This is a genomic window from Dokdonia sp. (genome assembly GCF_039945015.1).
Classification (GTDB): Bacteria; Bacteroidota; Bacteroidia; order Flavobacteriales; family Flavobacteriaceae; genus Dokdonia.
Window position 1 is genome coordinate 1 of record NZ_JBDUXP010000007.1, and the last position, 25,426, is coordinate 25,426.

The window sequence follows — 25,426 nt, forward strand, 5'->3', positions numbered from 1 at the left end:
AGATTTAGATGATGATAACGATGGTATTTTAGATACCGATGAAGTAGATAACAGTTTACCAGTACCGAGCGGTGATGATGATAATGATGGTATTCCAAACTATATGGATACTGATGTTGGAGTAGATGGTAATGGTGATGGGGTAGTAGATGTGTATGATTTTGATGGTGATGGAGTACCAAACCACTTAGATTTGGATGCAGATAATGATGGTATTTATGATGTAGATGAGAGTGGTGGTGTAGACAATGATAATGATGGGATGGCAGATGATACTGATGGTGATGGTACGAATAATAATGGAGTACCAAGTACAGCAGGTATGGGGAATACTCCAATCGATAGTGATCCAGCGAATGCAGATGGTCCTGATTTCTTAGATACAGATTCTGATGGTGATGGCTGTAGTGATGCCAATGAAGCGTATGGAGATAGTAATGCAGATGGCGGCGATGGCGGACAGTTTGGTGTAGGTGATCCACTTACATTAGGTTTAGGAGTGAATCCTGATGGATCAGTGACAGTAGCTCCGTATGATACGGGAGTAGTAACAGATGTGACGACAGTTGGTGTTGATCTAGATGGTGATGGATTGATTGGAGCTTGTGATCTAGATGGTGATGGAGATGGCGTGACTGATGAACAAGAGGAAAGTGATGGTACTGATCCAAATGATCCTTGTAGTTTGATAATTGCTAATCAAACACTCCCAACAGAAGATGTCTTTAATGATGCAGATTGTGATAATGATGGCTTGACTAATGAAGAGGAAATTACAGGAGTAGATGATCCAATTACACCAGAAAATCCAGATGGTAATATCACAGATCCATTAGATTCGGATACTGATGGTGATGGTGTTACTGATGGTGATGAGGCATTAGATGGAACTAATCCGAATGATCCTTGTGACTTAGTAATTGCAAATCAGACAGAAATTCCTGATGACACATTTAATAATGCAGATTGTGATGGAGATGGTGTTACAAATGATATAGAAATCAATACTGATAATACAGATCCATTAGATCCTTGTGATTATAATCCAGTAAATCAAGATGTAGGAGCAGTGACAGCTGAATATAATGAAGAGGATTGTGATAATGATGGCCTTAATAATGGAGAGGAGACCACAGGAATAGATGATCCAGATACTCCAGCCAATCCTGATGGCAATATGACTGACCCACAAGATCCAGATACTGATGGTGATGGAGTGACTGATGGTGATGAAGCCAATGATGGTACTGATCCAAATGATCCTTGTGATTTAGTGATTGCTAGTCAAACGGTAATGCCGGATGATGCCTATAATAATGCAGATTGTGATGATGATGGCTTAACCAATGAAGAGGAAACCACAGGAATTGATGATCCAGATACTCCAGCCGATCCAGATGGTAATATGACGGATCCACAAGACCCAGATACTGATGGTGATGGAGTAAGTGATGGCGATGAGGCAAATGATGGTACGGATCCGAATGATCCTTGTAGTTTACAAGTATCAAGTCAGACTCTTCCAACGGATCCTGTATATGATAATGCTGATTGTGATAATGACGGCTTAACCAATGAGGAGGAGACCACAGGAATAGATGATCCAGATACTCCAGCCGATCCAGATGGTAATATGACAGATCCACAAGATCCAGATACCGATGGTGATGGAGTGACCGATGGTGATGAAGCTAATGATGGTACTGATCCGAATGACCCTTGTGATTTAGTGATTGCTAGTCAAACAGTAATGCCAGATGATGCTTATAATAATGCTGATTGTGATGATGATGGCTTAACCAATGAAGAGGAAACCACAGGAATAGATGATCTAGATACTCCAGCTGATCCAGATGGTAATATGACGGATCCACAAGATCCAGATACGGATGGTGATGGAGTGACCGATGGTGATGAGGCAAATGATGGTACTGATCCAAATGATCCTTGTAGTTTACAAGTATCAAGTCAGACTCTTCCAACGGGTCCTGTATATGATAATGCAGATTGTGATGATGATGGCTTAACAAATGAAGAGGAAACCACAGGAATTGATGATCCAGATACTCCAGCCGATCCAGATGGTAATATGACGGATCCACAAGACCCAGATACCGATGGGGATGGTGTAAGTGATGGTGATGAGGCGAATGATGGGACCGATCCAAATGATCCTTGTGATTTAGTAATAGCAAGTCAAACGCTTCCAACGGATCCTGTATATGATAATGCAGATTGTGATGACGATGGATTAACAAATGAGGAGGAGACTACAGGTGTTGATGATCCAGATACTCCAGCCGATCCAGATGGTAATATGACAGATTCACAAGATCCAGATACAGATGGTGATGGTGTGACCGATGGCGATGAGGCAAATGATGGTACCGATCCAAATGATCCTTGTGATCTTGAATTAGCAAGTCAGACATTAGACCCATCAATGGAGTGGAATGATTTAGATTGTGATAATGATGGTCTTAATAATGGAGAGGAAGTTACTGGAGAAGATGATCCAGATACGGATGCTGATCCAGATGGTAATATGACAGACCCACAAGATCCAGATACGGATGGTGATGGTGTTACTGATAGTGATGAAGCAAGCGATGGTACCGATCCGAATGACCCTTGTGATTTTAATTCTAATAGTCAGACATTGCCTACGGATGAAGATTACGATAATGCCGATTGTGATGGTGATGGTGTAACTAATGGTGATGAGACAAATGATGGTACTGATCCAAATGATCCTTGTGATTTCCTTGTAGATAGTCAGACAGTTCCTACTTCATTAGAGTTTGAAAACTTAGACTGTGATAATGATGGTGTTGATAATGGCGATGAGATAGATGATGGGACTGACCCAGGAGATTCAGATACGGATGGTGATGGTGTGACAGATGGAGATGAAGCAAATGACGGAACCGACCCGAATGATCCTTGTGATTTCCTTGTAGATAGCCAAACTGTAGAACCTGACACAGATTTCTTAGAAGCCGATTGTGATAATGATGGTATACCAAATGGTGATGAATTAGGAGACGATGATGATGATGGAATTCCAGATTTCTTAGAAGAAAATAATGGAGACCTAGATATAGAAGATGGTATTGAAGTATTTGATATCGTAACACCAAATGGTGATGGACTTAATGACGTCTTTGTCATTAGAGGAATAGAACAATTCCCTAATAATACGGTGCGTATATATAACCGTTGGGGAGTTTTAGTCTTTGATACAAGAGGATACGGTCAAGGAGATAATTTCTTTAGAGGAGAATCTACAGGTCGTGCCACTATAGATCAAGATCGTTTACTCCCAGTAGGAACTTATTATTATGTATTAGAATACACAAATAGTGAGGGAAGACTACAGCAGTTAACAGGACCATTATACATTAATAGATAACAAGAATTAATTCATATCTGATAGGTGAGTAATCACTCATCTATCAGATTAAAATAAACACCTATGAGAAAAAGTTACAACGCCATAGTAGCCCTGGCTATAGTAGTTTTAGGTTTGCAAACAGAGAGAGCTGTAGCCCAACAGGATGCGCAGTACACTCAGTATATGTACAATACACAGAGTATTAATCCAGCCTATGCAGGTTCAAGAGGAGGAGTCAGTATCCTAGGACTTCATCGTAGTCAATGGGTAGGATTAGATGGTGCACCTCGTACACAAACCTTTTCTATTCATTCTCCTGTTGGTCAATCAGAACGGGTAGGTTTAGGACTAAATGTAGTTAATGATGAGATATTTATTACGAATGAAACGTATATAGATATAGATTTTAGTTACACAATTCCTACAAGTGATAGAGGAAAACTAGCTTTTGGGATTAAAGGAGGAGTCCATCTATTAGATGTTAGATATAGTGAAGCAAATCCTTTTCAAAATGGAGATGTACTAGCAACTGCTCAAGATAATATAGATAATAAGTTTTCTCCTCAAGTAGGTGTCGGGTTATTCTATTATACAAATAAATACTATTTAGGTTTGAGTGCTCCCAATCTATTGCGTACTGAACATTTTGATGATAGTGATAATAGTAATGATGCTAATGCTACATATCTAGCTAGAGAACGAATCAACTATTATCTCACTTCAGGATATGTATTTGATATTACCGAGGACTTTAAATTCAAACCTGCAGGACTTGTAAAATGGGTGGCAGGAGCTCCATTGCAAGTTGATATTACTGCAAATGCATTATTATATGATAAACTAACATTAGGATTAGCATATAGATGGAGCGCAGCAGTAAGCGCATTGGCTGGATTTCAAATAACAGATGGTTTGATGTTAGGATTTGCATATGATCGAGAAACTACAGAATTACAACAGTTTAATGATGGAAGTTATGAAGTATTCTTAAGATTTGAAATCTTAAATAAACCAAAACGTCTCATCTCACCGAGATTCTTTTAATATCAGTTAAGTTAAATTAAAGTATAGGACAAAATGATGTTTCAGATAAAAAAAGCAATACGTTATACACTTATAGTAACCTTTCTTATGGGTATTAAAGGATTGTCTTATGGACAAGAAATAGGAGATGAGGCAAAACAAGTTGTAAAAGAAAAGAAAGTTGGAGGAGAGAAAAAGGCAGAAAAAAAGTTTGATAACTATGCCTTTGTAGATGCGAGAGATTTATATCTCCGGATAGCTAAAAAAGGATATTCATCTCCCGAAATTCTTAAAAACTTAGGAGACTCTTACTATTTTACAGGAGAATATCGCGATGCTGTTACTTGGTATAGTCAGTTAGTAAGTACAGGAGGAGGTAATGGTATTGCCCCAGAGTATTATTTTAGATATGCACAATCATTAAAAAGTGTACAACGATATGATGAGGCAGATCAAGTTATGGACGCTTTTGAAAAAGCAAGCGGAGGAGATAGTAGAGGACAGATGTTTGCAAAAGAACGAGACTATCTCGCCGAAATCGAGAGGCAGTCAGGAAGATATAGTGTAAAAGCGGTCAGTATTAATTCAGAATTACAAGATTTTAGTCCTAGTTTTTATGGAGAACGTCTTGTTTTTTCTTCAAATAGAGAAGACCGCACAGGGGATTTAATACATGATTGGAATGATCAACCTTTTTTAGATCTTTATATAATAGATAACCCAGAAAGTGATCAACCTATAATTAATAAATTAGAAGGAGAAGCAAATACAAAATATCATGAGAGTAGTTCTGTCTTTAATGACGTAGGCGATATCATGTATTTTACACGTAATAATTATACAAATAAGAAATTAAGACGAGATGAAGCTGGGACTAATAATTTAAAATTATATAGAAGCTTTCGCGAAAGCGGACTATGGAGTGTTGCCGAAGAATTACCTTTTAATAGTAATGAATATTCTGTGGCACATCCAGCATTAAGTCCAGATGGAAAAACACTTTATTTTGCATCAGATATGCCAGGGACAAAAGGACTTTCTGACCTTTGGAGTGTATCCATTAATTCAGATGGGACTTTTGGAGATCCCAAGAATTTGGGGGAAAGAATTAATACAGAAAGTAGAGAGACATTTCCTTTTATAAGTGAAGATGGAAGATTATTTTTTGCTACAGATGGTCATGTAGGGCTAGGCGGTCTAGATGTGTTTGTGGCTCAAATAGAAGATGATGGAACTGTTGGAGATGCTTATAATGCAGGAAAACCAGTAAATAGTAGCTATGATGATTTCGGGCTTATTTTAAATAATGAGAAAGGAGTTGGTTATTTTTCTTCAAATCGCCCGACAGGACATGGGAATGATGATATTTATGGATTTACAAGAGAAAAAAAATTATTAACCAATTGTGGTCAAATGATTTCTGGAATCACAAAAGATGTAAAAACAGATGAAATATTACCTATGACGAGGGTGCAATTAAGAGATAGACAAAACAATGTGATTACCCAAACTACATCAGATGTGTCTGGTAATTACAGCTTTGATGGTATAGGTTGTAATGACACCTATGTAGTGAGAGCAGAAAAAGAAAATTACGATCCTGCAGAAGCAATTGTCATAACAGATATAGAAGCAGGCAGAGAACTAAAACGAGATTTATATTTAAAGCCTCCTGTAAAAGTAAATGTAGGTGACGATCTTAATGAATTACTGGGATTAAAACCTATCTATTTTGATCTGGATAAATCATTTATTCGTTCAGATGCAGAACGAGAACTTATAAAAGTGATTGCATTTATGGAGCAATTTCCAAACTCAAAAATAGATGTGCGTAGTCATACAGATAGCCGTGCAAATGATGCATATAATATAGCATTGTCACAACGAAGAAATACAGCTACGATAGATTATATTGTAAATGTAGGGCGGATATCCAGAAGTAGGCTTACAGGAAGGGGCTATGGAGAAACACAACTTACAAACCGTTGTAGTAATGATGTAAATTGTTCAGAAGGAGAACACCAGCTTAATAGGAGAAGTGAGTTTATCATTATAGCAAGATAAATAACTGCGATTTACCCAACTTAATAAAAACCCGATGTGTCTAGTCGATACATCGGGTTTTTACTTTTATACGCTTTCGCGAAAGCGTATCATTTATTGTTTATAAATAACACCATTTTTCATAACAAAGGAAACAGTTGTCATTACAGAAATATCTTTTATAGGATCTCCATCTACAGCGACAATATCGGCAAGAAAACCTCCTTTGAGCTGTCCTAATTGCCCTTCCATATCAAGCACTTTTGCATTTGTAATCGTTGCCGATTGAATAGAGAACATAGGAGACCAACCAGTCTCTACCATATAGATAAATTCTTTTGCATTTTCTCCATGAGGAAATACACCTGCATCGGTTCCAAAAGCGATATTAACACCTTCTTCCGCAACCATTTTCATTGTCTCTCGGATACCAGCATCTACCTTCATGATTTTAGGAATAATAATGGCTGGATAATACCCAGGGATATCAGCTTGTTGTCTTACATAACGTCCAGCAGATAGTGTAGGAACAAGATACGTGTTGTACTGCTTCATAAGGTCTGCAGTTTCTTTATCCATTAATGATCCATGCTCAATAGTCGTAACACCTGCTTTGATAGCACGTTGCATTCCTTCTATTCCGTGGGCATGGGCAGCCACATGCATTCCGTATTCTTTGGCGGTTTTTACGATTTCATTTGCTTCTTCCTGTGTAAACTGAGGATTGACACCATTCTTGCTTACACTTAAAACACCACCAGTAGCGGTAATTTTAATTAAGTCGGCTCCATTCTTATAGCGTTGACGTACCGCTTTACGGGCATCTTCTGGACTATTGATCACTCCTTCTGCAGGACCTGGATTACCCATAAGATCTTTTTTATAACCGTTTGTTGGGTCGGCATGCCCGCCTGTAGTTCCTATGGCTTTTTCGGCGGTAAAAATACGAGGTCCATCTACAGTCCCTTTATTTATAGCATTACGTAGAGATACATTTACACCACTACCTCCTAGATCACGTATCGTTGTAAAACCAGCTAGTAAGGTGCGTTCTGCAATTTCAGAAGATGTAAAAGCAACATCAGCTTCATTTTTTGTAAAAGGCTCAATATATCGAGTAGGACTTGTCTCTCCCTCAATATGAACATGCATGTCTATAAGACCAGGCATTACAGTTTTTGATTTGAGATCAACAACTGTTTGATTCCCTTTTGGGGTTGTATACCCTTTGACAACAGAAACTATTTTTGATCCTTGTATGGTCACTGTTTGCTCTGTGAGGACTTTTCCGCTTTTGGTATCTATGAGTTTACCGCAATGTAATAGAATTGCTTCTTGTGCAAAAGAAGTCATCGATAGACAAAGTGCAAGAACTAGAAGTGCTACTTTTTTCATGAGTGGTTTTATTTGTTTACAAAATCAATAATTGTCGTTGTAATAAATGCTATCTGTTCATCATCAAGTTCTGTATGCATAGGTAGGGAAATCACGTCTTGTACGAGTTGATTTGTCACTGGAAAATCAGCTTCATCGTAACGATCATCTAGATATGCTTTCTGTCTATGTAATGGGATTGGATAATAGACTCCACATGGGATTTCATTTGCTTGTAAATGAGCAACCAGTGCATCACGATCTGTGTCTTTTACACGTAGTGTGTATTGATGAAAAACGTGACAATCGCAATGATCGCAAATGGTAGGAGTTATAATTTTTTCTTCACTAGTAAATGCGGCGGTGTATTTGCGAGCAGCATCTCTACGTGCTGTATTGTATGCATCAAGATTTGGTAATTTTGCGCGAAGTACAGTTGCTTGTATAGAATCTAATCTACTATTGACACCCACTACATCATGATGATAACGTTTGTACATTCCGTGATTTACAATGCCTCTTATGGTGTGAGCAAGATCATCATCATTTGTAAAAATAGCACCACCATCTCCATAACACCCTAAATTTTTAGAAGGGAAAAAAGAAGTAGTTCCTACATCACCGATACCACCGGTTTTAACTTTCTGTCCATTACGCCCTGTATAATCAGAACCTATTCCTTGTGCATTATCTTCTATAACATACAGATTATGCTCTTTTGCAAGATCCATAATAGCATCCATGTCTGCAGCCATACCAAATAAATGTACAGGGACGATTGCTTTTGTTTTTGGAGTGATTGCTTTTTTAATAGCTTCTATGTCAATATTAAAATTGACAGGATCTACATCTACCAGCACAGGAGTAAGGCGTAATAATGCAATTACTTCTACAGTGGCAGCAAAGGTGAAATCTGCAGTAATGACTTCATCTCCTGGTTGTAAACCTAAGCCCATCATGGCAATTTGTAAAGCATCTGTTCCATTTGCACAAGGAATCACATGTTTTACACCTAGATACTCTTCAAGTTCTTTTTGAAAAGCATGTACTTCTGGACCATTCACAAAGGCACTAGATTCAATAACTTCTAGTACAGATGCATCTATACGCTCTTTTATCTTTTGATATTGACCTTTAAGGTCAACCATTTGTATCTTTTTCATAGGTATATATACGAAGGCATTTGCCCTTTATTGAGATAGGATTGATTGAAATCTTCTTTAAGAAGATGTAACGAAAATACAAAAACTCCCTCCTTCCAACAATCTATTTTAGTACAAAGCGCTATTTTAGCATAGTATGCGTAGTATCTATTCCATTATCATCTCTATAGTACAAGCTATTTTACCGCTTTCAGGAATTTTTAGCTCAAAAATGAAACTCTTTGTGAAGGGTAGAAAAGTTGTTTTTTCTATATTAAAAGAGCGTATTCAACCTCAAGACAGAATCATCTGGTTTCACGCAGCCTCACTTGGAGAGTATGAACAAGGAGTTCCTGTGATGGAAGAGATTATAAAGCGATATCCGGAACATCAATTGGTGATTACGTTTTTCTCACCCTCTGGATATGAGATTAAGAAGAATAACGCTTTCGCGAAAGCGACCACCTATTTACCATTAGACACGCCATCAAATGCTAGACGATTTATAGACTTAGTACATCCAGAGTTGGTGTTTTTTATTAAATATGAATTTTGGCCTAATTATCTTACAGAATTAAAAAGCCGAAACATAAAAACAGTGCTATTATCTGGAGTATTTAGAAATAATCAACCTTTTTTTAAATGGTATGGAAAATGGATGACTAAAAGCTTAGATGCCTTTGATCATTTTTTTCTACAAGATAATGCTTCAGCCATGGCGGCAAAGACTTTACAATTGCAATCTGTGACCATAAGTGGAGATACGCGTTTTGATCGTGTGTCACGTCAAATAGAAATGGATAATACACTAGATTTTGTTACAGATTTTAAAGCCAATAATTTATGTGTAGTCTGCGGAAGTACCTGGCAAGAAGATGAGAATGTTTTGGTGTCTTTTATAAATAATAATGAAGGTGTCTCAAAATTTATTATTGCACCACATCAAATAAAATTGGAAAAAATCAAAAGCCTTCAAGAGAAATTAAAAGTAAAAACAGTTTTGTTCTCAGAAAAAGAAGGGAAAAATCTAGCAACGTATGATGTGCTTATTATAGATACGATAGGATTACTTACAAAGATATACAGTTATGCAGATGTAGCGTATGTAGGTGGAGCTATGGGTACAACAGGATTGCATAATATTTTAGAACCTGCCACTTTTGGAGTGCCTATTGTTATAGGAACTCATTTTGAAAAATTCCCAGAAGCAAAACGATTACAACAACTAGCCGGTTTATATACAGTAGCAAATCAAGAAGAGCTTAATAAAATACTAAATAAATTACTCTTTGATCAGAAATTTCGAACACAAACAGGAATGATCGCTGGACATTTTATTAATAGCAATACTGGGGCTACTAGAACCGTTATGGAGTATCTAACGACGGTACATGAATTGGGGTAAATTATTTTTGAGATTCTTGTGGATTGTTTTTCTTACAATAACGACACAAATAGGAGGGATTGTTTATATAATAGCATTTTTGCTATACAAAAAACGTCCTTTAAAACGAGGACTTGCTTTTATAATAGTATACCTTATCGCTACTTTTGCAATAGTTCCTTATGTAGCACCCGTTTTTGGAAGAGAAAAAATTAAAACCAATGATGCTATTAAGATACACATGTTTTTTACATCATTGGCAAATAGAGATTATGTAGTGCCAGAAGTAAATATAGTATTGGCAGATGTTTCTCATGTATTAAGACAGTCATATCCAGATGTTGCCATCCATTGTTTAGATGCGAACTTCCCTTTTTTTGATGGCTTTCCTTTATTGCCACATTTAAGTCATAAAGATGGAAAGAAATTAGATATTTCTTTGCTTTATAAAAATAAAGAAGGAAACGTTACAAATGCAAAACCTTCTATAAGTGGGTATGGTATTTTTGTATCTCCTAGAGAAATAGAATATGATCAGATTACTGTATGTAAACAAAAAGGATATTGGCAATATGACTTTCCGAAATACCTTACATTAGGAACTACCCATGATGATCTTAATTTTTCTGAAGATGCAACAAGAAAACTACTACAAAGTATAGTCAAACATCCTTCTATTTCTAAAGTTTTTTTAGAACCTCATTTAAGAGATAGAATGAAAGTAAGACATCCTAAATTAAGGTACCATGGATGTCGCGCTGTGCGTCATGATGATCATATTCACCTACAAGTATATTAATCATTTTTTTAGATATATAAGAACTCTTCTATAGGGTAGATGTTTTTAAAGGTTAAACAAAATAATACGTGTATAAATCATGATTTTTACGGTTTATGCGTAATTACCTGTATATTAAATATTTAACAAAAATCAAGAAACCCCTTAAAACAAAGGGTTAAGGAAGTTATTTATTGCTATATTCTTAGTTTTTTAACTTAAAAACTAAGAATGTTTACATTGTTGATAGAATATTTGTTAGTTTTATTGAAATTAATTTAATAAAATCAATCAATATGAAACAAAATTACAAGAGTGTAAAAATGGCTCTTTTATTTATGTTACTTCCATTTTTTGTCTTTGCACAAAATGAAATAACAGGAACAGTACAAGATGATAATGGTGTCCCGATACCATTTGCAAATGTCATTGAACAAGGAACTAGAAACGGAGTCACTACCGATTTTGATGGTAAATTTATTATATCTGTAGATAACCTACCAGCAACATTAGAATTTTCATCATTAGGTTTTACAACGGTATCACAACAAATTACCGATACTTCACCTGTTCTTATTGTTTTGTCAGAATCTTTAGAATCACTAGATGAGGTGATTGTAACTGGACTTGCAACATCTATTAAGAGGTCTAACTCTGCAAATGCAGTTGCATCCATTTCTGCCGAACAGATTTCAGGAACTACACCAGCACCAACATTAGACGGAGCTTTATATGGTAAGTTTGCAGGAGCTATAGTAAACTCAAATTCTGGAGCTCCAGGAGGAGGTTTGTCTGTAAAATTACGTGGAGCAACATCAATCACAGGAAATACACAACCATTATATATTATAGATGGTGTGTATGTAAGTAATGCTTCAATTCCTGCAGGTTTAAATGCTGTTTCAGGAGCAGCAGCAGGGGGTAGTGCTTCTAATCAAGATAATCCAACAAACCGTATTGCAGATCTTAATCCTTATGATATTGAGAATATAGAAATATTAAAAGGGGCTTCTGCAGCAGCCATATATGGATCTCGTGCAGCAGCAGGTGTTGTCGTTATAACAACAAAAAGAGGGAAAGCAGGAGAAACTAAATATAACTTCTCTCAATCTATAGGAGCAACATCTATTCTTAATTCATTAGGACAACGTACCTACACAGAACAGCGTGTAGAAGATAGTTTTGGAGTAGCGGCTGTAGCAGATTTTACAGCAGCTCGTGATGCGGGTCGATTAGTAGATTACGAAGATGAAATTTATGGAGAAAATGGTTTTATATCAAATACAAACTTTAGTGCAAGTGGAGGTACTGAGAATACACGTATGTATGCAGGTATAAGTCATAATAATGAAGAAGGAATTGTAGCAAGGACGGGATATGAAAAAACATCTTTACGCCTTAATATAGATCATAAAGCAACAGATTATTTTAAAATTTCATTTAGTACAAATTATATAAATTCCATTTCTAATAGAGGGTTTTTTAATAATGATAATACAGGTACTACAATAGGGGTATCATTAACCGGTGTAACTCCTTACTTTGATTTATTTCCAGATGCAAATGGAGTTTATCCAGATAATCCTAATGGATCATCTAATCCTTTACAAACGAGAGATAGAGCAACAAATAAAGAAACCGTAAATCGATTTATCGCAGGAACGACTATCAATCTTGATATTTATAAAGCAGAAAAATCAAATTTAGAATTAGTTGCTCGTGGAGGTATTGATTATTTTGGACAGCAATCTAGAGCAATTTTCCCTAAAGACTTACAGTTTCAAAGACCTGAAAATGGAGGAGTGAATGGAGCATCTATACAAGGTAATAGTCAGTATAAAGGATACAATCTAGCTGCTTTTTTAGTACACAATTACTTACCTAATGACACGTGGTCTTTTAGAACTCAGGCAGGATTAACTAATGAGTTCTTTCGATTAAGCACAGAATTAGTTGTAGCTACAGGATTAATTGCTTCAGAAACAAACGTTGATCAAGCGGCCAATGTAGGTATAGATCAAACCAGAAATTTTCAAGAAGATTCAGGGTTTTTTGTACAAGAAGAAATAAATTATAAAGATCAATTTATTGGTACTTTAGGATTAAGAGGAGATAAATCCTCTCTTAATGGAGACCCAGACGAGTTTTTTTATTTTCCTAAGGCATCTCTAGCTGTCAATTTTAATAAATTTGGCTTTTGGAATGATGACAGTATATGGAATCAGTTTAAATTTAGAATTGCTTACGGAGAAGCAGGGAACTTACCTCCAGTGGGGGCAACCTTTACATCATATGATGCTTTTTCTACAGGAGGATTATTGGGTTTAAGTCTTAATGGTGTTCTTGGAAATTCTGATATTAATTTTGAACGTCAAAAGGAATTAGAATTTGGAACAGATGTAAGTTTCTTTGATGGAAAGCTTAGTTTTTCTGGAACCTATTATATCAAGACCATTGATGATTTAATTCTTTCTGCAGCAATAGAGCCTTCTACAGGTTTTACAACCGAAGTTGTGAATGCAGGAAGTTTACGTAATAATGGAGTAGAGCTTGCTGTAAATGCAACTCCATTTTCAAATGAGAATTTTAGATGGGATACAGGAATTAATTTCTTTAAGAATACATCAGAAGTTACTGAGCTTGGTGTTGATCCTTTTAATATAGGAGCTTTTGGAGCAACCTTAGGTACTTTTAGAATAGAAGAAGGAAGTAGTGCTACCCAGATAGTAGGGATAGGACCTAATCCAGGAGCAAACGGGTTTCAGTTGCATGGAGATGCAGAACCAGATTTCCAAATAGCGTTTAATAATTCAATAAGCTATAAAAACTTTGACTTATCTTTTCTGTGGCAATGGAAACAAGGCGGGGATAATGTAAACTTAACAGCATTACTTACAGATTTAAATGGTACAAGTCATGACTTTGATGATGTAGATTTAGATCCATCTGGTCAATTAGGAAATGGCCCTTATAGATTAAGTCAATTAGGGTCATCGGCTGAGGTATTTGTAGAAGATGCTTCTTATTTAAGATTAAGAGAAGTAGGACTCTACTATAACTTTACTCCTACACTATTAAAAGGAATTTTAGGAGGGCGTATTGATGGTCTTCGATTAGGGTTTTCTGGAACAAACTTGATTAATATTTTTGATTATAATAGTTACGATCCTGAAGTCTCAAACTTTGGAGGAAATTCAATTTTTACTGGAGTTGAAGTGACTCCATTTCCATCATCAAAACGATTTTTGTTTCACCTAGCTGTAGACTTTTAAAATAAATAATTATGAAAAAAATAGTTAATAATATATATGTGTTCTTAGCATTATTGGTTGTAACTACAGCTTGTGATGTGCAAGAATTTGATGATTTAAATGGACCTGAAGTAACAGGTTTTGAACAGGGAATTACACGAGGTGATTTACAGGACTTAGTAGGAGGTATTTTTTACAGCACGAGAGATCGATTAGGTACATACCTAGATGATTGTGGTGTGTTAGGAAGAGAGTACTGGCGTTTTTCTAGTTCAGACCCTAGATTTACAGGAGATTTACTAGGAGGAGGTAATGCTGTATTGGATAATAATACCTTTTATATTACAGGGCCGTGGGGTTCTAGATATCGTACTGTTAAAAATGCAAATTTAATTTTAGGATTCTTAGATAATGCTGTTGGTACAGGAGAGTTTTCTGATGCAGAGATTTCAGCAACACGCGGTTTCTTACGGACATTTATTGCGTATGAGTTATTGCTTAATCTTAATCTTACCGATGAAGGTGGGATTAGGCTAGATGTTGTAGATGAGGACAATCTTGGACCTTTTGTAAGTAAAACAGAAGCGCTACAAGGAATACGCTCTATGCTAGAACAAGCAATTACAGATTTAAATCAAGGAAGTGATTTCCCATTTCCATTAACAGGTGGGTTTACAGGATTTGATACTCCAGATACTTTTGTGCAAGCAACAAATGCTATTGCAGCTCGTGTAGCTGCCTATCAAAATGATTCAAGTGGTGTACTTACATTCCTTAATAATTCTTTTTTAAATCTTAACGTAGGAGACCTTAATACAGGAATATATCATGTGTTTGGAGCAGACCCTACAGATTTTTTAAATCCTATGTTCTTCCCTATTACAGCAACAACAGCTGGGGCAAGAGTTATGCAACCTTCTTTCTTAACAGATGGAGAAACTGGTGATATACGTCTTAATAAAGTACAACAACGTTCTGAGCCACTTACATTAGATGACCTTACGGGTGATTACTTAGTCTTTTTATATAATTCAAATATAGACCCTATAGCTATTATAAGAAATGAAGAATTGATCCTTCTGTATGCAGAAGCAAATATTACTGTAAATCCAATAGAAGCTGTTAATGCATTAAATATTGTTAGAAATAGTGCAAGTTTAGGTGATTATATGGGTGCAACAGATGAAGCATCATTAGTAGATGAGATGCTAAACCAGAGACGTTACTCATTATATGCAGAGGGGCATCGATGGGTGGATATGAGACGATATGGAAGGTTAAATGAATTGCCTATTGATAGACCAGAAGACGACGTATTTTCTCAATTTCCTATCCCATTAACAGAAAATCAATAGTGACAAGAAGCTAGTTTGAATTGGCATCACTATTTTATGGAAAAACTCTCGAAGCAATTCGGGAGTTTTTTTATACTAATTGATATTTAAATTATAATTGAATTTCTTCTTTTTCAATCCCTTTAGGGTTCCAACTAGGTTTAAAAAGTTGCATAAATGATAGCGTAAGAACTGCGGTAGTTGCAAAACCACAAATAGCAACGGTAAATAAAATCACACCTAAGCTGGTGGTGCCTCTCCAAGGACCTATGAGATTTTCAAGAAAAGTGGGGGCAATATTGCTAGCATAAATTCCAAAAAAAATTGTAAAAAAGATAGTAGCAACAAAACCAGTGGTAATACCTACAGAAAAACCATCAGCATATGTAAATGCTTCATTTTTTCTAAGTTTAAAACTCTTGATAGCTTCATAAATTCCAAAAGCGGTGATCACTCCATTAAATAAACTAAACAATGGATTTGTATGCCATCCAAATAGTGAAATAACCAAAAAATAACCAATGAGAAGACCACTTATCGCGATCGCATAACGGATAGGGAGTGCAAATTTTGACATAACGAAAGTTTTAGAGAGAACTATAAGTTACGTAAAATCAATGAGTTTTGTGATTTAAACGGTGTTAAAAATGAGTGCGCTTTCGCGAAAGCGTACTAAGAAAAAACAAAAAACGCCAGTATAATACTGGCGTTTTTTAGGGAATAAATAAGGGGATATTTACTCTCCTTCGGGGATTGGATAATTAAAAGATTCATTATCCAACATATTCGTATCTAAAGCATCTGCTAACTCTTCATCATCAATAAATGTAGCTCCATCATTTGTGTCTATAACTGCCGCTCCTCTAAAATAAAGTTTAATACGGTATACAATATAATAGAGTAGTGGGACTATGATTAGTGTTAAGAAAGTAGCTATAATAAGACCGTATATTACTGTCCAGGCTAGTGGTCCCCAGAAAATTACATTATCTCCTCCTACATAAACCCCTGCATCAAAGTCTTGGAACAATCCAAAGAAATCAATATTTATCCCTATTGCTAGCGGTATTAATCCTAAAACTGTAGTAATCGCAGTTAATAATACAGGGCGTAAACGTGCGCGGCCACCTTCTATAATAAGTTGTTTTGTGATATCCTTATCAAGCATTTGCTTTCCTTCAAGACCTCTCTCTACTTCTTTGCGATCTATGAGTAGTTGGGTATAGTCTAGAAGAACTACACCATTATTTACCACAATTCCCGCAAGGGATATAATACCCATCATAGTCATGATAATCACAAAAGAAGATCCACTAATGATAATACCTCCAAAAACACCAATGAAGCTCAAGAAAATGGCAATCATAATAATTATGGGCTTAGAAATAGAACTAAACTGGAAGATTAATAAAAAGAAGATTAATCCTAATCCTCCAAAAAAGGCACTCATCAAGAATGTCATTTCCTTTTGCTGTTCTTCTATTTGTCCTGTATAAAAAACATCTACATTTTTAGGCATCTGGTCATTAAATGCTTCCATTTCTTGTTTAATACTATTTACAACGACTCCTGCATCCGTATATCCTGCAGCAAGAGCAGAGTATACAGTTACTACGCGTTTTGAGTCACGGTGTTTTATAGCACTAAACGAAGAGGTATTTTTTGTTGTCGTTACAGCAGCAACAGGGATTTCTTTAATCTTCCCGCTAGCTTGGTCTCTAAAAATAATATTCTGGTTAAATAATGCCGAGTTATTATACCGTTGATCTTCTTTAAAGCGTACATAGATATCATAATCTTCTCCATCTTTTTTATACACCCCAGCTTTATCTCCAAAAATAGCACGACGTAATTGCATTCCGACTTGACCTACAGCGACACCAAGTTCTCCTGCTTTCTGGCGATCTACAATTACTTCAGTACCTGGTTTTCCTCTGTTTACATTAATTTTGAGTTCGTCTACACCCGGAACATTACGAGAATTTATATAATTACGCATTTTTTCTGCTGCAACAATAAGCTCTCCGTAATCATTTCCTTGCAATTCTAAATTAATAGGATATCCTTGTGGTGGTCCTGCTGCATCTTTTTCTACTGTAATAACAACTCCTGGGTAAATCCCTTTTAAGGCATCTTGTACTTTAAAACGGAGTAACTCACTATCTGCCCCATTACGGAATTTATACTCTCTCATAGTCGCCGTAATCTTTGAGCGATGTGGCATTTCTGCAGCACTTCCACCATCTGTTTGAGGATTTCCGGCACCTTCACCTACTTGAGAAACCGATGTTTCTACGAGGGCGTTGTAATCTTCGCCTTCAAGATATTCTTGATCATTAAATACTTTAAAAATACGACGCTCAATCTCTTTAGTAATCGCATTGGTTTTTTGAATATCTGTTCCTTCTGGGTATTCTATATAGGTAATAATCTGGTTTGGTTTATTGTCTGGGAAGAATTCGATAGCTGTGCGACCAGCTCCTACAGATCCTCCAAATGCCATAAAAGTGGCAATTAATAAGAGGAATATACCTACTACAAATCCTATGGGTTTCCGTCCACGTAATGCCCATCCAAGGAAGTTTCTGTATTTATTTTCTAACCAAGTCAAGAAACGGCGTTGGAAAACTTCAGCAGCATTGTGTAATACATACTTATAGACCCACATCAAGGCAATAGTTGTAAGTATCAATGAGCCAAAACCTCTCACGGTTCCTCCTAAGAAAAGAATCATAAGCCCAATAGGAAGCATGATAAGGGAAATACGAATCAGGGATTTTGTTGTAAGCGGTTTCTCTTTCGTTTTCATAAATTGAGATACCAACATCGAGTTAATAAAGATGGCTACAAATAAGGAGGATCCTAGTACAACAGATAGCGTAATAGGGAAGTAAATCATAAATTGCCCCATAAGCCCTGGCCACAATCCAAGCGGTACAAATGCCGCAACCGTAGTGAGCGTAGAAATAATAATAGGAAAAGCGATCTCACCGATACCTTTTTTTGCAGCTTCTATACGAGACATGCCTTCTTCATCCATAAGTCTATAGACATTCTCTACTACTACAATCCCATTATCTACCAGCATTCCTAGCCCCATAATCAGTGCAAAAAGAATCATGGTATTCATAGTATATCCCATTAAGTTTAGAATCATAAAACTCATAAACATAGACATAGGAATTGCAAATCCTACAAATAGCGCGTTTTTAAACCCTAAGAAAAACATCAATACGCCTACTACGAGAATAATCCCAAAAATGATATTGTTTACAAGATCATTTACTTGATTTTCTGTTTTAGCACTTTGGTCATTTGCTGTTGTTATTTTTACATCGGGAGGGAATACTTCAGTTTCGGCTTTTTTAATAATATCTGTGATTTTTTCTACAGCAGCGATCATATTCTTTCCAGAACGTTTTTTTACGTCTAGCATCACTACACTTTCACTTACCTCTTCATCATTTGCAGATTCTCCTTTTTCAAGAGTAAGATCGCGAGCATAGGTTGTTTTATCTTCCTCAGCAAAAGTAACTGTAGCGATGTCCCTTAAGTATACAGCTCCGTTTTCAGATTTTACAACAAAATTTTCTAACTCTTCGGGAGTTTCTATTTCACCGAGAATACGGATATTACGACGTTGCCCACTAGAAATTAAATTTCCTGCAGAAAGTGTCATATTTCCATTACTTATAGCATTAAGTACATTTTCGAAATTAACTTTGGCTGCCATCATCTTATAGATGTCTACAGCTACTTCTACTTCTCGCTCTTGTGCTCCACGGATAGTTGCTTCTTTTATTTCCTTAAGGCTTTCAATTTCATCTTGAAGATACTCAGCATATTCTTTGAGTTTATCTACAGGATAATCTCCAGAAACATTTACGTTAAGAATAGGTGTTTCTTCTGAGATACTAAGGTCAAAAACGTTAGGCTCTACTTTGGCACCATTAAAAGTAGGCCAGTCTTCATTTGCTGTTTCGCTATCTACTTCGTCTTTTACTTTTTGTTTGGCTGCTTGTACATCCATCTTATAGTCAAACTCTACCGTGATAATGGCATAATCTTCTTGAGATGTTGAGAGGACTTCTTCTACACCAGAAAGGTTTTGTAGTTTGTCTTCTAATGGATCAACGATGAGTCGTTCAATGTCTTCTGCGGTATTCCCTGGATAAGGAACAGAAACATAAATCTTAGTTTCATTAATCTCTGGAAAATTCTCACGTGCCATCCCTAAGTAAGCGCCCATTCCTAAAGCAAGAAATAAGCCCATTAATACATAAATGATCGTTGGGTTATCTATGGCCCAACTCGACAAGCCAAATTCCTTGTCTACATTCTTTTTTTTCTTTGCGCTCATAGTGTTAGTATGTTAAGATTCGTACTTCTTGATTGTCTTTTACAGAACGTGCTCCTTCTACAATAATCTGATCGCCACTTTTAAGTCCAGACAATACTTCTATTTTATCACCTTGTGATTTTCCTGTCTGGATAATTTGTTGTTTAGCTATTGTTGTGTTGCTATCCGCTTTCGCGAAAGCGGTATATACATACTGTTCTCCTGTTGCATTTTCATTAATTACATTTAAAGGGATAAGGATGGCGTTTTCGGAAGTATAATCATTGATAGAAAGTCTAGCGGTAAGGTTAGGTTTTATAGCTCCTTTTTTATTAGGGACGTCTACTTCTATAGGGAAACTCCTGTTAGACGGATTGATGTAATCACCAGTTTGTCTAACTTTAGTTTCTATTGTTTCATCTAGTACTGGGAAGTAGACACGTACATCTTTTCCTTTACGAACTGTTGTAAGATATGTTTCTGGAATTTCTGCGCTTACATACATGTTACTTAAGTTTACAACTCTAAATAGCGCCATGCCAGGAGAAACTACAGTTCCTTGTTCTGTAATCACATCGTCTATAACGCCGGAAAAAGGAGCTTTTACAGCTGTTTTTCCTAGTTGACTCTTCATTTGATTTACAATATTTTCTGAAGATTCAAATTGCGTTTTTGCTTGTAGGTATTGTATTTCTGATCCTATTTTTTGATTCCAAAGACGTTCTTGTCTTTCAAAAGTTGTTTTTGCAAGAGCAGCTTGTGCTTCTAGTTGTGCCAATTGACTGCCTAAACCACCATCATCTATACGTGCAAGAATTTGCCCTTTAGAAACACGCTGTCCTTTTTTTACATGTACGCGGAGTAATGTTCCTTGATATTCTGGGTACACAAGTACATTTTGTTTTGTTTCTACACTACCTTGTATCTCAACATAGTGATTAAATAGTGTGTCTTTTACAGCCATTGTTGTAACAAGAACTTCTTTTTTGGCAGCAGGATCTTTCTCAGCTATTGCCTTTTCTATTTGTGCAAGCTCATTTGTAAGGGTTGACACCTTTGTACTTAGCTCGGTTTTCTTTGCTTTTAGATCCTCTACATTTCCAGTTTCTATAATAGCTTCTATAGATTGTGGTTTGTCCCCTCCGCAAGAAGCAACAAGTATTGCTATGGTTAATATGGATAATAGTTTTTTCATTAGTGTTTTGACTTTTGAGTTTATAGGTTTAAAAGTTTAAAAGTTTTTGAACCCATATATTTTGATTAATTATTTGATTTGTGATTTATATAATCCGTCTAGCATTGCTGCTATTTCAGATATTGATTTTCTTGTATCTATCTAGTTGTTCTTTTGATATAAAATCTAAATCTTGTGATAGTATTAATTGATTTAGGAGTTCTAACAAAGAGCTATATGCGATTTCTGTAAAACGAGCTTTATCTTTAGCAGAATGTCTACCACTTCCTTCAGCTATATTTGAAGAAACAGATATAGAACATCTGCGCATTTGACTAATTAAACCAAATTTCTCTTCGTCTGGGAATGATTTGGTTGATTGGTATATAGCAACTGAAAGTTGCCTAGCTTTTCCCCAAACGTTTAATTTCTCAAATGAAAATGTTCTCATCATATTTTATCTTTTAAACATATAAACTCTTAACCTTGTCACTTTTTATTTCTATAGTCAGGCGTGTTTAATACAGTTTCTAATTCGGCTTTAGAATTAATCATATCAAGCATTGCCTGAAGCATGGTGTTTTGAGCAGTATATAATTGTGTTTGTGCTTGTCGTAATTCAAAACTAGTGCTAAGACCTTCTCTGAATTTGATTTGGTTTTTTTGTTCTATACGCTCAGCTAGGCTTAGATTATCTCTTGACACTTTGAGGTTGTCAATAGCCAATTCATGTTCGCTTTTTGCACGTTCATAAGCAAGTCTAATTTGTTCTTGTGCATATTCAAAATCTGTTTCAGCTTGCTCTAAAGCTATTTTTGCCCTTTGTGTACGGGCACCTCTTGCACCAGAACTAAATAGAGGTACATCTAATGTAAATCCTAATATAGAAGAGGCAAAATAACGTTGCTCACTATCAAAAAAATCAAAAGTATTACGTCCTGCCGAGGTTCCTACATTTATAAAACCTCTTAAACTGGGTAATGCTTTACTACGTTCTAATTTGAGTTCTAGTGAACGTTGCTCAGTAAGGTTTTGAGCAATTTTATAATCTACGTTTTTTTGTATTTCTGGACTATCTTGTATGAGTCCTAAGCCAGGTTTAGCAAGTGATGTAAGTGTGTCTGTAAATTGAGTTTCTGTTTCGATATCAACCCCTACAGCAAGATTGAACATTTGAATAGCAATGTCTTCTAGACGTGTTGCATTGGTTCTTTGGTTAAGCAATTGACTGTATGTAATCTGTAATTGCTCAACGTCTTCTTCTTCTGCCAATCCATTTTCAAAAATAATACGTGTCTCGTCTAGATTCTTCTTAACGGTAGCAATATTACTATCGAGAATAGCAATATTTTCTTGTGTGATTAGGACACTTCCATATGCATTAATGACACCTTTTCTGATTTCTAATTGTGTTTTTTCATTAGAATTTTCAGAAAAATCCAGAAATGCTTTGGCAGCTTTAAGGCCTACTAAATAAGATCCGTCAAAAATTAATTGTGTGAGTGTTGCTGTAGCAGATACATTTTGAGCGGTACCAAAGACTACAGGGGTGAAAGTGCCAGCTTCTCCTCCAAAAAATTCTGAAGGAATAAACGATGTGGGTTGTTTTAATTGGTTTTGGTAGTCTATGGTACCGCTTATTTGAGGAAGTCCTGAAGCGGTGGTTTCCCATTTTTGTTTGATAGCTTTTGCAATATCTCTACGCGCGTTTATAGCTGTACTATTATTATCTAACGCATAAGTAACTGCTTCTTCTAGGGAAAAGCTTTTTTTGTCTTGCGCTTGAAGGGATACTCCAGATAATAATAAAAAGATGATTAAGATTCTTGTCATTACTCTTGATTTGATTGAATAAGATTGTTTAATAATTTTCGACCTTTAGGTGTTACGATTCCACGTAAGTGATACTCTAAATACATATCGTAAAGAATGCTAGGAGGGAATTCTGAAGCTGGAAAAATATCTCCATCTTTAATTCCTGTCATTCCAGTAAAATAAATACCAGCTACAAATTGGATATTAATGTTTGCTCTAAAAAGTCCTTGTTCTACACCGCGACTTATATTCTCGATCATACAATCTTGCATAAAATCGTATTGCTTTTTACGTAATGTCCTATGTATTTTAGGATAGTATTTTTGAAGTTGATACATAGGAGATGTACGTTCTCCCCGTAAATGCTCCAATACAAAACGCTTGATGTCATAAAGTTCTTCTATAGGATTTTTTTTGTTCTCCGTGATATGGTCAATACCACTACAGATCATATTAAAAATCCCAGCTGTAGATGCTTCGATAATAGCTTCTTTATTAGCAAAATGACTATAAATAGTCTTTTTTGATATAGCCATTTCTCGAGCGATATCATCCATTGTAATGCTTTTAAATCCTTGATTTAGAAACAGTTCTGTTGCTGTATGTAATATTTTCTCTTTCATATATTGCAATGCAAATGTACAATGGAAACTTTAAAAACGATTAAAGTTTCCAAAGTTTTTACGATTATTTAACATTTGATTATGCTTTCGCGAAAGCATAATTGTATTCAGAACCAAGGGAAACCGTACTTTTGCGTTTAAAATTTTTAATCGATGTTATCTGTATTAGAATACTCATCAATATTTATAGATTATCTCAGTAAACGTTCTTTAGAAAAAGAACCTAAGAGTCTATACGCTCCTATTAATTACATCCTTGATTTAGGAGGAAAACGATTACGCCCTGTCTTAACACTTATGGCGACAGAGTTATTTGATCAGCCTTATAAAAAGGCATTAGATGCGGCGCTTGCTGTTGAAATCTTTCATAATTTCTCATTAGTACATGATGATATTATGGATGATGCTCCTTTACGAAGAGGACAACAAACTGTTCATGAGAAATGGGATATAAATACGGGTATACTTTCTGGAGATGCGATGCTTATTCTAGCATATCAATTATTTGAAAATTATGATGGCACTATTTTTCGCGAGCTTGCGAAGCTGTTTTCAAAGACGGCCATAGAAGTATGTGAAGGACAGCAATATGATGTAGATTTTGAGACGAGAGATGATGTTACAATCCCTGAGTATCTTACTATGATAGAATATAAAACAGCTGTTTTAGTAGGAGCTGCTCTTAAAATGGGAGCTATTGTTGCAAATGCGTCGGTAGCGTGTCAAGATGCTATTTATAATTATGGACGAGATTTAGGAATTGCCTTTCAATTACAAGATGATTATCTAGATGCTTTTGGAGATCCTAAGACATTTGGAAAACAAGTTGGAGGAGATATTATTGAAAATAAAAAGACGTTTTTATATCTCACAGCATTACAGAAATCGTCAAAAGATGATGCACAACTATTAGAGCATTTATTTTCTATATCGCCTGCAGATCCTATAGAAAAGATAGACACTGTAAAGCAACAATTTATAGATAGTGGTGCGGCAAAAGCTACTCAAGAAGAAATGGAAAAGTACACATTACGTGCTTTTCAATCGTTAGAATCTATTACTATTTCTGAGGATAAAAAGCAATTACTACGTGATTTTGGGAATAGTCTTATGAAAAGAACGGTTTAAAAATAAACTCTTACAAAAGGTTGCCAAGCTTCGGCATATATACTATCATCATTATCAAACAATACATTGTAACGTGCACCTATAGTGACTCCCCCGTATCGATAACCAGCACCTAAGAAAAGAGCTGTGTTATTTACATCATTTGATGAGTTACCTCCAATGCCGTCAAACTCTTGGGTTCCAAATAACTGCTCTACTTCACCAGAAAGTTGAACTTCAGGAATTGGGTTTGCTAGAAAAATCCCGCTAATGCCATAGAGCGTAGATGAAAAATCTCCAAACTTCTGATAATTAAAATTTAATCCAGGACCGAAGGAGATATATTCATTATATTGATATATTGCACTAGGAGCGATAGATATTTGTGTGTTATTATTGCCAAAAGCAAGACCTACACCACCTCCAAAACGAACATTCTTCCAGAACGCACTGCGTTGTTTTATAGGAGAATCTTCTTGAGCATATATGGTGGTTTGTACACTAAAAAACAGAAAAACTATAGAGAGTATCGAGAGTGTTATTTTTGATTTCATAAAATAAATAATTAAAAAAATATCATAAATATAGGAATTATATACCCTAAAATGTTAAATATCGTATTTTTGTACGTCTATACATCAGCAA

At 35.8% G+C, this 25,426-nt stretch carries 17 protein-coding genes; 8 read left to right on the forward strand and 9 right to left on the reverse strand.

Annotated features, from left to right (window positions below):
* The 3 genes from ABJD27_RS06750 to ABJD27_RS06760 all read left to right on the forward strand — a co-directional run.
* Positions 1–3,412 (forward strand): gliding motility-associated C-terminal domain-containing protein (locus ABJD27_RS06750; protein WP_348202018.1); only part of this gene is annotated, 3,412 nt, incomplete at its 5' end.
* 63 nt (positions 3,413–3,475) lie between these two features.
* Entirely contained in the window at positions 3,476–4,438 is a 963-nt protein-coding gene (locus tag ABJD27_RS06755; RefSeq protein WP_348172725.1) for a type IX secretion system membrane protein PorP/SprF, read from the forward strand.
* Between the two features lie 33 nt (positions 4,439–4,471).
* Positions 4,472–6,481, forward strand: a complete 2,010-nt coding sequence (locus ABJD27_RS06760; RefSeq protein WP_348172722.1) for an OmpA family protein — start codon at positions 4,472–4,474, stop codon at positions 6,479–6,481.
* A 93-nt stretch (positions 6,482–6,574) separates the two neighbouring features.
* Here ABJD27_RS06760 and ABJD27_RS06765 read toward each other — a convergent pair whose 3' ends face one another.
* Complete coding sequence (locus ABJD27_RS06765) at positions 6,575–7,855, reverse strand: amidohydrolase family protein (RefSeq protein WP_348172720.1); 1,281 nt, start codon at positions 7,853–7,855, stop codon at positions 6,575–6,577.
* Between the two features lie 8 nt (positions 7,856–7,863).
* On the reverse strand, positions 7,864–8,997 hold the full coding sequence (locus ABJD27_RS06770; RefSeq protein ID WP_348172717.1) for a DegT/DnrJ/EryC1/StrS family aminotransferase: 1,134 nt from the start codon (positions 8,995–8,997) through the stop codon (positions 7,864–7,866).
* A 136-nt stretch (positions 8,998–9,133) separates the two neighbouring features.
* On the opposite strand from ABJD27_RS06770, the gene ABJD27_RS06775 reads away from it, so the two are divergent.
* From ABJD27_RS06775 to ABJD27_RS06790, 4 genes are all read left to right on the forward strand, one after another.
* On the forward strand, positions 9,134–10,381 hold the full coding sequence (locus ABJD27_RS06775) for a glycosyltransferase N-terminal domain-containing protein (RefSeq protein ID WP_348172714.1): 1,248 nt from the start codon (positions 9,134–9,136) through the stop codon (positions 10,379–10,381).
* Positions 10,368–11,159, forward strand: coding sequence for a hypothetical protein (locus ABJD27_RS06780; protein WP_348172711.1), 792 nt, complete (start codon positions 10,368–10,370; stop codon positions 11,157–11,159). The genes ABJD27_RS06775 and ABJD27_RS06780 overlap by 14 nt, the downstream gene beginning before the upstream one ends.
* Before the next feature lie 275 nt (positions 11,160–11,434).
* Positions 11,435–14,410: a SusC/RagA family TonB-linked outer membrane protein gene (locus ABJD27_RS06785; protein WP_348172708.1), complete on the forward strand. Its 2,976-nt coding sequence runs from the start codon at positions 11,435–11,437 to the stop codon at positions 14,408–14,410.
* A gap of 11 nt (positions 14,411–14,421) precedes the next feature.
* Complete coding sequence (locus tag ABJD27_RS06790; protein ID WP_348172705.1) at positions 14,422–15,744, forward strand: RagB/SusD family nutrient uptake outer membrane protein; 1,323 nt, start codon at positions 14,422–14,424, stop codon at positions 15,742–15,744.
* Between the two features lie 91 nt (positions 15,745–15,835).
* Here the strand turns inward: ABJD27_RS06790 and ABJD27_RS06795 are convergent, their stop codons facing one another.
* The 6 genes from ABJD27_RS06795 to ABJD27_RS06820 all read right to left on the reverse strand — a co-directional run bounded on the left by ABJD27_RS06795 (position 15,836) and on the right by ABJD27_RS06820 (position 23,674).
* Positions 15,836–16,300, reverse strand: coding sequence for a DUF4199 domain-containing protein (locus ABJD27_RS06795; protein WP_348172702.1), 465 nt, complete (start codon positions 16,298–16,300; stop codon positions 15,836–15,838).
* Positions 16,301–16,459: 159 nt separating this feature from the next.
* Positions 16,460–20,083, reverse strand: a complete 3,624-nt coding sequence (locus tag ABJD27_RS06800) for an efflux RND transporter permease subunit (RefSeq protein ID WP_348172699.1) — start codon at positions 20,081–20,083, stop codon at positions 16,460–16,462.
* Between the two features lie 4 nt (positions 20,084–20,087).
* Positions 20,088–21,257 carry an efflux RND transporter periplasmic adaptor subunit gene (locus tag ABJD27_RS06805; protein ID WP_348172696.1) on the reverse strand — a complete coding sequence of 390 codons (1,170 nt, stop codon included), beginning with the start codon at positions 21,255–21,257 and terminating at the stop codon, positions 20,088–20,090.
* A 115-nt stretch (positions 21,258–21,372) separates the two neighbouring features.
* On the reverse strand, positions 21,373–21,690 hold the full coding sequence (locus tag ABJD27_RS06810) for a four helix bundle protein (protein WP_348172693.1): 318 nt from the start codon (positions 21,688–21,690) through the stop codon (positions 21,373–21,375).
* A 35-nt stretch (positions 21,691–21,725) separates the two neighbouring features.
* Positions 21,726–23,069: a TolC family protein gene (locus tag ABJD27_RS06815; RefSeq protein WP_348172690.1), complete on the reverse strand. Its 1,344-nt coding sequence runs from the start codon at positions 23,067–23,069 to the stop codon at positions 21,726–21,728.
* Positions 23,069–23,674, reverse strand: a complete 606-nt coding sequence (locus ABJD27_RS06820; RefSeq protein ID WP_348172687.1) for a TetR/AcrR family transcriptional regulator — start codon at positions 23,672–23,674, stop codon at positions 23,069–23,071. Before ABJD27_RS06820 ends, ABJD27_RS06815 begins: the two co-directional genes overlap by 1 nt.
* Positions 23,675–23,827: 153 nt before the next feature.
* Here ABJD27_RS06820 and ABJD27_RS06825 point away from each other — a divergent pair, with 153 nt between their 5' ends.
* Positions 23,828–24,802 (forward strand): polyprenyl synthetase family protein, encoded by a 975-nt coding sequence (locus ABJD27_RS06825; protein ID WP_348172684.1) that lies wholly within the window; start codon positions 23,828–23,830, stop codon positions 24,800–24,802.
* Here the strand turns inward: ABJD27_RS06825 and ABJD27_RS06830 are convergent.
* Entirely contained in the window at positions 24,799–25,335 is a 537-nt protein-coding gene (locus ABJD27_RS06830) for a hypothetical protein (RefSeq protein WP_348172682.1), read from the reverse strand. The two genes, ABJD27_RS06825 and ABJD27_RS06830, sit on opposite strands and share 4 nt — an antisense overlap.
* Positions 25,336–25,426: the final 91 nt, after the last annotated feature.